Below are 15998 nucleotides of genomic sequence, written 5' to 3' on the forward strand. Positions count from 1 at the left end.
AAACTCCGACAACATTAAAAGAATACTTGAGAAAGCAAGAAAAAATTTTTTAGCGGATGGAACCATAGAACTAAAATATAACTTTTCGATTTCCACAAAAAGCACAGTGTAAACCAAGGCCACATTAAGAATTCTTTTCTTAATGTGGCCTTAATTTAATGATAGCAAGTCTACTATGTATATAATATTAGTTCATAAGTTTCATAGAATAATAATTTCATATATAATTAAAATAGTAATATTTGTTAGGAGGTAAAATTATGGCAGTTAATAACTATCTTACCCCCTATTATAATATCAGTATTATCAACCATTATAAAATCAAGTGTATACCTTTAATCAGTACTTTATTTACCGTTATAATTTTTTTAATATTTGGAGTTATATAAATATCTAAGTTAGTTTAACTTTAAGATGGACAAGCATCCTTGAAGTGTTGATTCCCAATTTTACATTGATTATATGATTGTCTTTATAAAGAATTATAATACTAAAAACTATCGTTGAATTTATGAACTGAAAAATTTGTATTAAAACGCTACAACAATGGAATACCTAGAATATTATAATCATTATTTATTTAGAATTTTAGAAGTACATACTACGTATTGGCAAGTATTATTTTGAGAATCCTGAAAGGAGCGTAACTAAATTGCAAGAAACAGGTTTAGCAACAAAAAAAGTAGAATTCCTTTTGAATAAACTAGAGCAATCTAATGAATTAGAATCATTAAGGTTAATTGCAGAATTTTTGGAGTACCAAATAATTAAAAATCCTATTGACCCTACAAGTGATTGGCAATTGTTATCCCACCCAGAGTTAGATGATGATTCTCAATCATTAATGGCTTTATATTATGATGAAACATTGGACGCCAACACAACAGTTAGAGAATTAAGGAAAAAATATGAACAAGTTGAATCTCAAAAAGAACTGTTTAGGGGGTATGATGTTTATTTATATGCTTTTGTAGGCAAGGGTCGCATTTTGGTATTTAAAGGGTATGACAGTAATCGAGATGAACGATTGGATATTTCGAAAGAATCCATTGAAAAAGTATCCTTATTTGCCGATAATTTATTAGCTCTTAGCAAAGACCGTATCACAATACAAGAAGATAGTTTTGGGTTCGGGAAAGAAGTTATAGGGCTTGATGAACTATTTAAGCGTGAATTATCGAACCTATTTATGTTGACAGTTCAATTATATAGAAAACGCATTGCAGAACTTATTACATCGAATAAGTCATTGGAAACTAAAATTCTAACACTATTACCTGAATATGAACAAATGACTTTAAAAAAGCAATCGTTAAATCATAAATTACTTAATGTTAATTTCAAACAGGCTATTGGTAGTGTTATTGATACCATTGTATTAAGAGTAATTTTGAGAAGGTTCCTTGAAAGTTACCATGGTATGGATACATTTACAAAACATGGTGGTTTTAAGGATATTGGGTTAGGTATTAGAGAAGGTAAAATGCAGGAAGTTATCCACGTTATGGCTGAGATTGAACATAAACATATCACCGAAAACAAACTAAAAAAAGTAATTAATGATGAAACACTAGGACAGATGTCTCTAGATTTATTTGATGAGATAACTACAGGGGTTCATGTAAAAGAAACAGAAATCACATTTGATGAAGTTTATCAAAGGATGAGAAAACAATTTGAGTCAGCATATGGTGGGGATTTGTTTTCTAGCGACATCTCTGAAGTAGTTAATAATGTTGAAGAAGAAATAAATCAAATAGAACCTGATTTACTATTAAGATTATTAGCTGATATTTCAGAAGAACGTTTTAACTTTAGATATGAGGACTTACCTCCTGAAATGATTCAAGATTTCTATGAAACAAGCATGGGTTATTCATTACATTACAGTTTAGACAAAAACGGAAACTCTGTTGTCACATATGCAGATGATTTACAAGAAAGAAAACAAAAAGGTGCCTATTATACTAACCAAGAATTAGTGGATTACATGGTAGCTAAAACAGTAGGTAAAAAAATAGACAGTTATCAGAATCAATTAAGTGAAGCCATTAAAAAACAAGACTCTAAAAAGATTAAGCAATTATTAAGTGATTTAGTTACACTTAATGTTATTGATATCACTTGCGGAGGTGGCTCGTTTTTAAGAGGAGCCTTTAGATATATATCCAGTCGACGAGATGGTATTGTACGCACCATAGAACAAATTCAAGATGATAAACTCTACCAAGATTTAATTGAAAAACATCCTTATTTTAAAAATGATGTTAAAGCTGAAAGTTTATGGGAAAAACATGTATTACTTGAGATGATTTACGGTATTGATATTGATTATAAGGCATTAATAATAAGTTCTCAGACCTTAACACTCAGTGCATTAAATCATTGGAAAATAGGGTCAAATTTACCACAATTAATCGGTCTTACGTTAATGCAGCAAAATGCACTAATCGGCCCTATAAGACCAAATGAGAGAAAAAAAATATTTGAGCCTTATAAACAAGAAATTAGTCGTATGATTGAGTTGCGAAGACAGGTGAGGAAAGAATCAATTCCTTCCATTGCAGATGAAGCAATGGAAGAACTTAAACAAATTAGGTTATCTGTACAAGGACATTTAAACCGAGATATTGAGGGGATTTTTGATGAAGAAGTCAAAGAAGCTTTAATGTCCCAGTCAATCGAAATAAACTTCCCTGAAGTATTTTTTAATGATAAAGGTGAATTCAAAGAAGATGGTGGTTTTGATATCACAATAGGAAACCCACCTTGGGAATCCTGGAAGCCGTTAGCAGATGAATTTTTTGAGATATATGACCGCTCCTACCGACAATTAAAACGAAAAGATAAGCTTGAGTTACAAACCGAAATATTTGATAATTATCCAGAAGTTGAGGAAAAGTGGAATTGGCTCCAAAAGTATTACGAGTCAGGTAGTCGCTATTTCTTAAGGCATGAATTTTATAATTATCAACGGATTAAAGTTGATGGTAAATTTACCGGAAGTGACATTAATTTATATAAAGTTTCTACTGAGAGAAATTACCAAATTTTAAAGCCTAATGGCATTTGTAGTTATCTCATTCCAGCCAACATGAATACCGATAGAGGTGCGACAGGTATCAGAGAGATGTTGTTTAATAACACTGACTTGCATGAAGTCGCGTCATTTGAGAATAGACGTGGAATATTTGATAACATACATCGAAGTTACAAATTCCAAGTAGTTACATTTACAAAAGGATATATAACGAAGGAATTCAAAGGTTTTTTCTATCAATTGCATTTAGATGCACTTCATCAATCCAACAAATTTATGAATATTCCAATAGAAGTAGCTAAAAAGCTATCTCCTAAATACTTTGCTATACCAGAATTCAGGGATAAAACAGAGGTCAACTTAATGAAAAAACTTGTACAATTCTCTCCATTAGAGGATTATCGTAGAGGTTCGTGGAATTTAAGGTTTATTCGAGAATTTGATATGACCAATGATAGTAATTTATTCAACATAGAAGGAAAGGGTTATCCTTTATATGAAGGGAAAGATATTTGGCAATATGAATTAAATATGGATAATGTTCGATATCACGTTGATAAATTAATTGGAAAAAAAGTATTAACAAAAAAAGAATTAAAACGAATCAAAAAAGTTAATAAGACAATTAAAAACCCAGAAGTCAAACTCCACAGTGACTACTATAGAATAGGGTTCCGTGCAGTTGCATCGAGCACTAATAGAAGAAGTTTAATTGCAACTGTACTACCTAAACATGTATTCTGTGGGAATAGCTTAGTACTGAGTATCCCTTACGAACTTGAAAACATAAATAATAGTATAAAGCGCTTGCCAAACTATACATTAGATGAATTAACCGTGATAACGGCTTTATTAAATTCATATATTGCTGATTTCATGTTAAGACGAAAAATCTCAACAAATGTCAATATGTCTTATGTATATGAACTACCTATCCCTAGACTACAAGTTGGAGACATGTATTTTGACGAAATAATGAATCGTTCCGCAAGACTGATATGTACATCAGATGAATTTGATGAGATTAAAAACGAAATTGGCATCAGAGATTCCGTTTACTCCTCTGAGGATAGGCAAACTCTTCAAAATCAAATAGATGCATATATCGCTCATATTTACGGGTTAAATAGGGATGAATTTTTATATGTATTATCAACTTTTAAATCGGCTAATCATGCAGATAATGTGGAAAAAATATCACAAGATATTATAGAGCACTATGATGTTTTAAGCGAAGGTGGTGAATTATCTTGTCCGAAATAAGTAATGTATTTGCAAGGAAGGTTATCGATAATCGAGAGATTAGTATGGTAGACTCATTTAAACAAATATTACCGTTATCAAACCATATTGACATAGGGGTAGGGTATTTCTTCTTAAGCGGGTTTGAAGTTATAGAAGACAACATAACAGAATACATGAATCGTGGCGGTAGCATCCGCATACTTATGGGTAATATCACCACAATTAAAACAGGTGAAACCATTCATGAAGGTTATGAACAAAAAGCACAGACAAAAGAGCTTTTATTTGAGGAACTATCAAAAGCTAATCAAAAAGACGAAAGTTTAACATTAATTAAGAAGATACATCAATGGATTTCAGAACAAAGGCTTGAAGTTAAAATATATACTGGTGATGCAAACTATTTCCACGCTAAATCTTATTTGTTTTATCGACAAGATAAAAACCAAACCTACGATGGAGTGTCCATCGTAGGTTCTAGTAATTTCACTAAAAGTGGATTTATAGGAAATACAGAGTTGAACTCCGTAAGCCAAGATAATTTTGGACCTCTTTCAATTTGGTTTCAAGATATTTGGAATAGCGAAGAAGTAATGGATTTTTCAATGGAGTTATTAGATTTTATTGATTCTCAGGTCATAAAATCTGACGTAGAATTAGAGAAAATTATATATATGCATCCAAAAGAAACTTATAGCACTTTTGCAAAGTACTTTGTAAGAAAATTGCCTGAACAAATTAGCGGCGAATTTATGGACAATCTGTACAAACACCAAAAAGTAGGGGTATCAGAATGTAAATATAGGCTAGATAGATATAATACTTGTGTCTTGGCAGATGGTGTAGGCTTAGGAAAAACAAGAACTGCTGCAGCAACTATTTTGGCATCTCACTCTAAACCCGTTCTCATATTAGCATCAAGGAAGCTGCATGAGCAATGGAGAAATGAACTAAATGCTGTAGGGGTTCGAGAAGACCGTTACCTACTAAAGAGTAAAGAAGAAGTGGCTAGAAAAGAGTTAGCATCCTTAGATGAATATTTGGATACAGAGTTAATCATTGTGGATGAAGCGCATCAAGGTTTAAAGAACAGCCGAACTAAACTCTATAGGAATTTGTATTTTATTAAAGAAAGAAGTCCTCAAAAAGTAAAAGGTCTTTTATTAACAGCTACTCCCTGGAATAATTCACGAAGTGATGTTTTTAATCTAGGTCGTTTATTTTTAAGTGTTAAAAACATTCATGCCGAAACTCCTTATTACCCATATTTATTTCATGGAAGGCGTAAAGCTGAAAAAGCAATCCAAGAAGATGATAAAGCTTTTAAAACGTTTTGGAGAGATTTATTTTTACAACGAACTAAACGAACATATGGTGGACAAGACGTCATTTATTCTGAAAGGAACTTTCCAGTTATAGAGGTTAAATATGAACCTCAAAAAGAAAAAGCTTTTTCAGCAAATGGTGAAAGAATTGACAGATTACACTTACCTTACATGAACCCTCTTCGATATATAAGAAATGAAGAACAAGAAGAGTTCACTGCAAACCGAATGAAAGTATTGTTTTTAAAGCGTGCGGATTCTTCTTGGGCGGCTTTTAAGGATACTTTGGAGAAAGTTTTATATCATAATTCTAAACTTTTGAATGATTTAAATAATATTTATCAAAAATCCGATAATGTCGCACAATTTAAAGAATGGTTAAGGGCTTTTTATGAATTGGATATAAAAGACCAATACGGAGAGTTATTTGAAGGTATTGATGAAGAAGAAATCAATGAAATGTTCAAGTTGGAAGAAATATCTTTCCAACGTAAAGAAAAGAATCGTATTCGCTTAGATACTAAAATTCAATCTATATCTCATAACAAAGCTGTACAGACAATGAAAGCCATGATTAAACATGCTGAAGATGACTTAACTATTCTGAAAACTATTATTGATGAATTAGATACTGCCTTTAGACGAAAAGATGAAAAATATGAGAAAATTAGAGATTCTATTCTCTCATATCTAAAAAAAGGAGAAAAAGTACTTTTAATATCCCAATTTCGTTCAACGGTAATTAATTACTATAAACGTTTTGTTAATGATGAAAAATTCAAAAAATATAATTTAGCACAAGTTACTGGAAGTGATGATGAGTGTTATATAAACCATGATTTAATCAATTCAAAAGATGAGGTGTTAGAACGCTTTTCACCGCAGTCCAAAAATCGTACTGACATTGTTCATAGTAACCGTGAAGTGCAATTAGTCATTGGAACAGAAACACTATCTGTAGGACAGAATCTACAAGACTGTAATGTGTTAATGAATATCGACTTACCTTATAATCCAATGAACCTCGAACAACGCATAGGAAGAATAGACAGACCAAGGGAAGAAGTTGGAACTGGAATAATTGATATTATCACTTTCCCATCAATGCCAGTAATTGAATCAGAATTAAAACTAACTCAAAGATTAAGACAGAAATTACATGGCATATATGAAGATACTAAATTTGATAATTTGGTATTACCTGAATATCAAGATTTCTTAAATCAAGTATTAGACAAAAGAGCCGTAGGTGGAAAAGACATGGAAACAATGGTCGATAAGACCATTCAATCTACTGTTTTAACAATAGATGCAGAAGAACATTCAGTTGCTTATATTGAATCACAAAAACGCATGAAACAAGAACTTGATAAAGAGTATGAAATTAATCATGAGGCAGAAATTAGAGATTGTAGTTTTTCTAAAAACAGTGGACACACTGCTGTTGTTAAAATCACATTGAAAGATGTTAATAGTAACATTATCGATGAATACAACAAACATATTATGATATACAATAATGATATTAAAGAGGAACTTACTGAGGTAGAGCCTTTATGGTATAAAGCTTATGACTCAAGTATATTAAATCAAAAAGAATTAAGTTTAGATGAAGCTCAAAATAAGTTAATTGAAGTAAAAAATGAAATTGTTAATTCATTTCTTAAAAAGGAAATAAATCAGTACAACCAAAGAATAAAGATTGAAGATGAATTGGATAGTCAAATGGTTGATAAAAAGGTTAAAAAGGTTATAGTTGATATTAAAGAAAACACTAGGGGACAAAACAAAAACCTAATTGCCTCAAAAATTAAACAAGCTGGTTTTGAACCTAAATCAATTAAAGTTCTCATTAATCATATCCAATATATTGACAGGCAAATTGATGTTCAAGATATGGAGTTAATTAATGAGTTATATGAGAACATCGGTAAATTATGGGATAGTTATTCATATTATTATTCTCAGTTAGTTAAAGAAGAACAAATGGAACTTGACCATGATTTTTCTGGTGCTGTGCGTATGGCGGATGAACAGCAAAGCGAAGTCCAATGGATAATAGGAAACATAGGGATTAACTTCTAATTAATATGAGAAAAAACACGTTCTAAATTAGTTAAAAAGAATATAATTTAATTTAATTTAATTTAAAATTAAATATTACACAAATTTTAAGGCAGAAGTTATTGATTTTTATACTTCTGTCTTTTTTAGGAGGATTATAATGACTATTAAAACAGTTAATTCTGGTTTTGAATCATTTATTAAAGATTTTGTTAATTTAGATGAAGATAATACTAAGACTGCTCGTTCAAGTAGGGATTGGTTATATGAGCAATTAAAAGATTTCCCTAATAAAGTTGATAATTTCCCAAGTTTATATAGTGGAAAAGAAACCAAAGGTTTTGGCTCTTTTCAACGTCGGACTAAGATACGTCCTTTAGATGATATCGATTTTCTACTTGTATTTAAAGGTGAAGGAACAACATATACGGAATATTCGGTAGATGAAATAGAGTTGAATGTCCCTGATTCATCAGAAAAACTTAGGAAGTTATGTAATGCAGATAACAAGTTAAATTCTATTAAGGTAGTAGAAAAAATTAAAAATTCGCTCTCTAACATACCACAATACCAAAAAGCAGAGATTCACAGGAGGCAAGAAGCTGCTACATTAAAAATGACTTCCTATGATTGGAATTTTGATATAGTCCCCGCGTTTATAACGAATGAAGATTCGTTTGGTAAAAATTACTATATAATACCGAATGGAAATGGTAAGTGGAAAAAGACCGACCCTAGGATTGATAATGATAGAACCAGAAACACTAATAAAAAGTTTGATGGGAGTATTTTAGAGTTTATTAGGTTAATAAAGTATTGGAATTGTAATTCTAACACTCCTAAAGTTTCATCGTATTTAATGGAAAATATTATCTTGGATTATTTTGATGGTAAACATTCTTGGATTGGAAGAAAAGAGGAAATAAGAGATTTTTTCTTTAACTTAAAAACCTCAATCTTTCTTTCTCATTATGACCCAAAGGGTATACAAGGAGACTTAAATGATTTAGATTATGATATTAAAGTAAAAATAAGTAATCATGCTGGTAATTGCTATGATTATGCATCTGAAGCAATTGAGTTAGAGTCTCAAAGTGAACATAAGAAAGCAGTAGAAAAGTGGCGAACAATTTTCGGAAATGATTTTCCAGAATGTGACGAGTAGGAGATAATAAAATGCTTGATAGACAGAATGAAGAAAAAAATATCCTTTTACTAAAAGCAATGAGGCATACTTATAACCGAGCCAAGAAAGTCTATGGGATAAGGATGACAATAGGGGTTTTTATCCCTATTAGTTCTATTATATTTTCATTATTAAATCAATATGGAATAACTGGTGATTTTTCCTCTTTGTTTTCCATATTAGGCTTAGTTTGGCTTCCTGTCTTCTACTTTTTAAATCAACTTGAAAATAACGAAATAGGAAATGGAGCAAAAATCCAAGAAGAATTTGATACGAATGTATTTTCACTTCCCTGGAATAAAGCTTTAGTAAGAACTAGGATTTCTCCAGAGGATATTCAAGAGAAAGCTATTTTTTATAAAGGGAATATTTCAACTTTAAGAGATTGGTATGTTGGATTGGATTCTAAGCATTACTTAGTAAATGTGCTTTTGGCTCAAAGGAGTAATTTAATGTGGGCAGTTTCTTTGAAAAAGAGGTTTTCAAAATTAATTTTAATAGTCTCAATACTATACCTAATCATAACAGTAGCTTATGCATGTTTTATTGATATGTCAATGCAGAGCTATTTAATGATAATTTTCTTACCTTCTATTTCAGTATTACTCTATGGGGTGAGTACATGGTGGGAATTAAGAAAGCAAAGTAACATAATTTGTGAACTGGGAGAAGACATAAGAATTGATTGTGAGAAATTTGTATCAAATGAAATTGATTTAGATATTACGTATTGTAGACAATATCAAGATGCTATTTATGTTTATAATAGAACAAATTCTGTACTTATACCAGAATGGCTATACTGGATGAGAAGGAAAAAAGATGATGAGAAAATGCTTGAAGTAAATAGAAGACTTAGTAAAGAATCGAATAAAAGAGAGAGCTAACGTATAATTAAACTAAAATTAACAATATGTTATTAATGGATAATGGAGGATTAGCATGGAAAAAAGACCAAGAACAATTCAAATCTTTTTGCCTTATGGTTCACCACGGGGAATAAAAATTGCAGAAATCACAAATAGGACTGTTCAAGCTATTTTAATACCTAGAAATGAATTTAATCGAATTAGCGAAAGACATGAAATACAGAATGTAGGTATTTATTTTTTATTTGGTCACGACGAAGAAAATTCGAAGCCTCAGGTATATATAGGAGAGGCTGAAAATTGCTACAAACGTTTGAACACTCATAATAAAGAAAAAGATTTTTGGGAAGTTGTTGTTGTATTTGTAACAAATAATCCCCAAAATCAATTTACTAAAAGTGATGTGAAGTATTTAGAAAATCTTTCTTATCTTAAAGCTGTTGAGAATAATAGGTTTTATATTAATCAAACTATTCCACAACAAACTTTTGTGCCAGAATGGAGAAAAGCAGATTTAGAGGATATTTTTAATACAATTAAAATTTTGCTATCCACACTTGGATACCCACTATATGAATCTATGAGAAAAGTAAGTGAAACTGATGAGAGTGAGATATACTTTTGTTCTAATAATGAAGTAAGCGCAAAAGGAGAATATAACGAAGAAGGATTTATCGTTTTTAAAGGTTCAAGTGTTAGACCACTAACAACGAAAGCTTTTAAAGCTAAAAGTAAAAGAGATAAACTAATAGAAGATAAAGTTATTATTGAAAAAGACGGAAAGTTTATATTTTATGAAGACTATCAATTCACATCGCCTAGTTTGGCTGCTTCAATAGTTTTAGGAAGGAATCAAAATGGATGGATAGCTTGGAAGAACAAAGCAGGGAAAACACTGGATGAGATTAAGAGGCAGTAAAAATGAGTAACATTGTTAACAGGGTTAGTTAAGGAGTTAACACCATCCACAATTTTGTCCCACCTACTAACCTCACAATAAGTATTCTAGACTAAAAGAAAATGAAGAAATAAGCATGTTAACAAGAACCTTTCTTATTGCAAGGTTCTTATTTTATTAACTGGTAATTTTATGTATTCAAAAAATCTTTACTAGGAAAAAATAGCTTTTATTTTAAGGACATTTATATGTATTTTTTTCTATTAATTGTTGATTTGATGATAAGGTACTTTAATCCTGAGAAATATATATATAATGCTAATGTAGATAACTTATAGATAAATTCTAATAATTTTAATTTGAAAATTATGGTACTATTTACTAAAGGAACTTTTAAACTTAAAATTTGATTTTTAAGGGGAGGGTATTATGTCGACATTGTATGAAGCTATATTGGAATGTTTTAGAACTTCACAGAAAGTCATGACTATTCAGGAAGTGAGTGACTATATTGATAAGAACTATTCACAGAGTTGGAAAGATATTAGGACTACCCTAGCAGATATGACCCACGAGAATTACGATGGGAATTCTAGTTCTACAGTACCATATGAATTTAGACGATTAAAAAGAGTGGGCAGAGGTAGATATGAATTAATACCACTACAACATGAAAATCGGTAATGATATCAAATCTATTAAAAGGATGATTTTTAATGTCAGAAGTACACTATTTTCCTAGATATTCACAAAAAGAAAATATGGTTACAAATAACACCTTATTATTATTTAGAAGACTATATAATCATAGCCCTATAAAATTTACTGAATTCATGAATGCTCTTTTCGAAAACAATGATATAGTACTGAATACAACAGTAAAGTTTAAGCAGCAAGAGAAAGCATCAAGTGGTAGTGTTCCAGATGGTTATATTGAACAAGAAAGTATTAAAGTAGTTATTGAAACAAAGTTGTATGGGCAGAAAAATTTACCTCAAATAAAGAAACATTGGGATGGTTTTGAAAACGAAGACCAACAAATATTTTTATGGATAAACAAAGAGCCTATTTCTGGTGATTATCTAGATAAAATAAACAAAGTATTAAATACTTATAATGATGACAATCAACAAAATATCCAATTTGTAGCAACAACATTTAAAGATATTTGTAATAGTTTTAATAATGTTCTAAATGACTATGATTTAGAGATGAAAGGTCTAATAGATGATTATGAATCATTTTGTAATGAAACAAACTTAATCGATAATTCTGATTCAAAAATTAGAGTCGTATTAACAGGCAAAACATTAGAACAGAATTTAAAATATAATGTTTACTATAATCCTGCTGACAGAGGTTATCAAAACACGAAATATTTAGGTTTATATAAAGAAAAGGCTGTTCGAGCAATTGGTGAGTTTTCATGTATTGTTGACGCACAGTACATACCTAAAGCAGACAAAATAGATATCATTAAAGAAGTAAAAGGAAGTGTAACAGAGGAACAAAAGGAAATTATTAAAGAGGTAACGATTGAAGCGAAACATAAATATGGCTATCAGCTTGAAGAAGGACGAAGGTTTTTCTTTGTTGATAAATACTATGAAACTAATTATATGAAAAAATCAAAAGGAGCTGTGCAAGGCACACGATATATAGATTTACCAGAGATTGATGGTATTGACCAAGATATGTCAGCGGCTGATATTGCCGAACTATTAAACGGTAAAACATGGGAGATATAGGTTGGAAATTTCTAATGGGAGATGTGGTAACTTGGAACCAATCAATTTAGAAGACAAAATTTCATCTAAACAAAAAGGTGATATTACCGAGAGTAGAGTTGCAGAACTAATAACTCTAGGTTCAAGAGGACAGTTAACATGTTACACACCTTCTTCAGATGATGATGGAATTGATATTATTGTAAATGCTAAAGGTGAATTTAATACTTTATACATACAAGTTAAAAGTAGATTTAATTTAAATAAGAAAAAACGTTTTGTTACAAATATTGGTTGTAAAACATTTAAAAGTCACTCTTCGTTTTATATCATTTTCATGTATTTTAGTCCTAAAGATTTAGAAGTAGAGACAGTATGGTTAATACCTTCAAAAGATTTTGAACAATTAGCTTATTTAATATCAGAAGGCAAATCTCATAAATCTTCTTACCGATTCGCTGCTAATCCTAAATCTGAAATTGATAAATGGGCGAAATATAAAGTTGATAAGTCACAGTTAGGGCAACAGATTTTAAAAACTTGTTTAGAGGAAAATGATAAAGAAGAAATCATTCACCATTGTGGAAAAAGTTATTGTTAAATTAAGAGAGAGTGATTGGGAGGGAAACCTTTGGCTAGTCGCGAGGTTATAAAAAGTGAGGAAGTAAGAGAATTATTTAGTGATAAAACCAATGATATAGTTGAAAATTTCTTAAAATTATATGAAAGTAAATCATCAAGACGCACGTATAAAAGTAAGATAAATAAGTTATTGTTTTCTTTAGAAAAGGAAGTTACTGAAATAACAATAGATGACTATTATGCAGAAATTAATAAAAATGGACAAAATTCACATAAAGAATCCTTTTTTAAATTCTTATATGCCTTTGAATATTTAAGGAATCCGGATGGCTTTAATTCGTTATGGATTAAAGAAAATTTAATTGAGGAGTTTTCAAAGGAAAATAGAAAGAAACAAACAAAAAAGAAAAAAACTAATGAACCTTTATCTGTATTAGAACTAACAACTATTCAACAAATATTAAAAAAAGATTTTACAAGACTCGAATTGCATAAAATGGATTTTTGTTGGTATATGTTGTTTGAACTAGGGTGTAGTGTAGAAGAAGTGAAAGAACTAAAAAGTAATCAATTAGCAAATGGTTTTATTACTACTCATTTAGGTAATAATCTAAAAATCCCAGAACGATTTAATCGGATGTTCGATGAACTTAATAAACGTGATAATAATTACAATGGATTCTATACGGTTCATGTGCTTATAGCCGAATTAGGAGAAATGGCAGGTTTAGAGAGGAAATTAACACCTATAATTATTAAAAAAACTAGAAACGCAAATATGTTAACATGTTCAAATTGTATTGAATCATATTGGAATACAACGGATAATTGGTTTTCCATTAATAATAGGGTTATCTGTAAAAAATGTTCTGATGAGTTAAAAAAAAACTAGGATTTCAACTAGAAATAAGTTCTATAAAGAATAAAGACGTTGAAGTTATGTCTACTGAACATGAAGTTAATTTAAACCCGTTTATGTATTCATACAACATTTTAAAGGACAATATTAAGAATCAACCCATTGATTATTTACAATTACATGAAATACAAATGAAAATTGGTAAACTAGGTGAAGCGTTTGTCTATGAAATTGAATGTGAGAAATTAAAGGGTACAAAATTTGAGTTAGAAATAGATAATAAAAAAGCCTTAGACCCTAAAAATGGTTACGATATTCTCTCATTTACTATTGAGGGTGAGCCAATTCATATAGAGGTTAAAGCTACAACGGGAACGGAAGAGACTTTCTACTTGTCTAAAAATGAATTTAGAACAGCGGAAGAAATGAAGAAAAAAGGGAAAGTTTATGTAATTTATTTTGTTCGAGATATAATGTCTGATAACCCTAATTTAAATATAATTAAAGATATTACAAATAATGAAGAATACTCATTTGAAGAAATGAATTGGAAAGTATCGAAAATTTTATAACATCATATTAAATGAAAATATAATTTTATCATGATTTTAAAGATGGTGGGTAGTTGATTGAAAATTTTAAAATTAATTAAAATAGTTTTTGGTAATATATGCAATTTGATTCTAGTGTCATATATATGTAAGAAGAGAGGCTATTTCCAGTCTCAAAAACGGTAAGATTTGGGATGTTTTTTTCAATTTAAACTCTAAATAAGGTTACAGAGGAAGTTGAAGAATGGAATGTTATGTATGTAACAATGATTTAACAAAAGAAAATGAGACTGAAGAACATATTATATTAAATGCAATCGGAGGAAAATTAAAATCAAAAAAACTAGTATGTAAAGACTGTAATTCAAAGTTTGGCTTTGAAATTGACAACATACTTGCTGAACAGTTAAATCCAATAGCGAATCTATTAGATGTTAAACGGGACAGGGGCCAACCTCGTAGTATCAAAGGAACATATCAAAACAAAGAAATTTTAATTGAGCCTGGAGGAAAAATGAAACTTGCAAGACCCTATTTTGATTTGGATAAAAATCACTTTAAAATTCAAACATCATCAACAAAACAAGCTAGGCAAGTACTTAATGGGTTAAAAAGGAAATATAAACAAATCGATATTGAAGAAAATCTTAATAATGCAAAAAGAAACAAGTCTTATTTACCTTCTGTTACCATTAATATTAATTTTGGAGGAGAGAATACTAGCCGTGCTTTATGTAAAATGGCTGTGAATTATTTCATTTTTAACGGAGGTAATCGAAATGAGATAAAACATCTTTTACCTTTTATAAATGGAGAAAAAGCTGAAGAAGAAGTAGAAGTTTATTATTTTTACCCTAAATCAGAGGTTTTTAATAAAGGTGATAATGACATATACCATTCTTTGATATCATTGGTGAACCCCAACATAATCTTCTTTATGTTTTTATTGAACTTTTTAACGAATTTAAAATGGTTGTTTTTTTAAACAGTCAATACATTGGAAACCAAGTATATGAAAGTTATCATTATAATGTAGTTACCAATGAAGTAGTCGTGTTTGAAGAGCCTGTTAGTATTTCACCTCAGCAAATAAAAAAATACACTTCTAAAAATATTAATACAAAAAAGTTTAAAGAAAGAATGAAATACCTGTTGCAGAGAATAGATAAAATTGTAATTGATAGAAGGATAAATGAAATAACAACGAATGCTATGAAGGAAATGAATGAAAAATATCCTCAAAAAGAAAATCCAGTATTTACTCAAGAAATGATAAGTTTTTTGTCTGAAAAGATAGCTAAAGAGTTTGTTTTGTCATTTCAACATAGATTTAGTAAAAAGAATTAGTTAATAAAGTAACAAGTAATATAGATGTTAACACATTGAACGAGTGACGGAGTTGAATGTTGATTTTGTCATTTCGTTCAATTAATATATTATTAACGTAATTAATTACGTTAATAAATCAAATAACACGAAATGCAAGTAGAAATTTCACGACATTTAACCTCGAAATATTACGTAAGCAGTTCGATTGCACGTGAGCGAGTCTTGTGTTTTGCCGAGTGGAGTGTAACGGATAACACATGAGATTCCGGTTCTCACGATGGGGGTTCGATTCCCTCCGAGGGCGTTTATATTAAAATCAAAAT

The 15998-nt window shown here is 30.0% G+C and carries 11 protein-coding genes; all 11 read left to right on the plus strand.

The features are described from left to right. Positions 1-652: 652 nt before the first annotated feature. Positions 653-4303, plus strand: a complete 3651-nt coding sequence (locus EDC24_RS07940; protein WP_124221402.1) for an Eco57I restriction-modification methylase domain-containing protein — start codon at positions 653-655, stop codon at positions 4301-4303. Then, positions 4291-7695 carry a helicase-related protein gene (locus EDC24_RS07945; RefSeq protein ID WP_124221405.1) on the plus strand — a complete coding sequence of 1135 codons (3405 nt, stop codon included), beginning with the start codon at positions 4291-4293 and terminating at the stop codon, positions 7693-7695. Before EDC24_RS07940 ends, EDC24_RS07945 begins: the two co-directional genes overlap by 13 nt. Positions 7696-7834: 139 nt before the next feature. Then, positions 7835-8839, plus strand: a complete 1005-nt coding sequence (locus EDC24_RS07950) for a nucleotidyltransferase (RefSeq protein ID WP_124221407.1) — start codon at positions 7835-7837, stop codon at positions 8837-8839. Between the two features lie 11 nt (positions 8840-8850). Next, positions 8851-9747 (plus strand): S-4TM family putative pore-forming effector, encoded by an 897-nt coding sequence (locus EDC24_RS07955; RefSeq protein WP_124221409.1) that lies wholly within the window; start codon positions 8851-8853, stop codon positions 9745-9747. A gap of 55 nt (positions 9748-9802) precedes the next feature. Beyond that, positions 9803-10648, plus strand: a complete 846-nt coding sequence (locus EDC24_RS07960; RefSeq protein WP_124221411.1) for a GIY-YIG nuclease family protein — start codon at positions 9803-9805, stop codon at positions 10646-10648. 695 nt (positions 10649-11343) lie between these two features. After that, positions 11344-12375, plus strand: coding sequence for a hypothetical protein (locus EDC24_RS07965; protein ID WP_124221413.1), 1032 nt, complete (start codon positions 11344-11346; stop codon positions 12373-12375). Positions 12376-12406: 31 nt separating this feature from the next. After that, positions 12407-12955 (plus strand): PDDEXK-like family protein, encoded by a 549-nt coding sequence (locus EDC24_RS07970; RefSeq protein ID WP_124221415.1) that lies wholly within the window; start codon positions 12407-12409, stop codon positions 12953-12955. Between the two features lie 30 nt (positions 12956-12985). Then, positions 12986-13828 (plus strand): hypothetical protein, encoded by an 843-nt coding sequence (locus EDC24_RS07975; protein WP_124221417.1) that lies wholly within the window; start codon positions 12986-12988, stop codon positions 13826-13828. Positions 13829-13875: 47 nt separating this feature from the next. Then, the gene (locus EDC24_RS07980) at positions 13876-14367 is read left to right on the plus strand and encodes a protein NO VEIN domain-containing protein (RefSeq protein WP_124221419.1); all 492 of its coding nucleotides are present in this window, start codon (positions 13876-13878) and stop codon (positions 14365-14367) included. Between the two features lie 223 nt (positions 14368-14590). Continuing rightward, positions 14591-15331, plus strand: a complete 741-nt coding sequence (locus tag EDC24_RS07985) for an HNH endonuclease (protein WP_124221421.1) — start codon at positions 14591-14593, stop codon at positions 15329-15331. Then, entirely contained in the window at positions 15316-15693 is a 378-nt protein-coding gene (locus tag EDC24_RS07990) for a hypothetical protein (protein WP_170158511.1), read from the plus strand. Before EDC24_RS07985 ends, EDC24_RS07990 begins: the two co-directional genes overlap by 16 nt. Positions 15694-15998 lie beyond the last annotated feature (305 nt).

This window comes from Aquisalibacillus elongatus, assembly GCF_003843875.1.
Taxonomy (GTDB): Bacteria; Bacillota; Bacilli; order Bacillales; family Alkalibacillaceae; genus Aquisalibacillus; species Aquisalibacillus elongatus.

Bases quoted from the DNA above. Each gene is read 5' to 3' on its own strand.
- EDC24_RS07950 (WP_124221407.1), top strand. From the start codon at position 7,835: ATGACTATTAAAACAGTTAATTCTGGTTTTGAATCATTTATTAAAGAT.
- EDC24_RS07955 (WP_124221409.1), top strand. From the start codon at position 8,851: ATGCTTGATAGACAGAATGAAGAAAAAAATATCCTTTTACTAAAAGCA.
- EDC24_RS07960 (WP_124221411.1), top strand. From the start codon at position 9,803: ATGGAAAAAAGACCAAGAACAATTCAAATCTTTTTGCCTTATGGTTCA.
- EDC24_RS07965 (WP_124221413.1), top strand. From the start codon at position 11,344: ATGTCAGAAGTACACTATTTTCCTAGATATTCACAAAAAGAAAATATG.
- EDC24_RS07980 (WP_124221419.1), top strand. From the start codon at position 13,876: ATGTCTACTGAACATGAAGTTAATTTAAACCCGTTTATGTATTCATAC.
- EDC24_RS07985 (WP_124221421.1), top strand. From the start codon at position 14,591: ATGGAATGTTATGTATGTAACAATGATTTAACAAAAGAAAATGAGACT.
- EDC24_RS07990 (WP_170158511.1), top strand. From the start codon at position 15,316: ATGGTTGTTTTTTTAAACAGTCAATACATTGGAAACCAAGTATATGAA.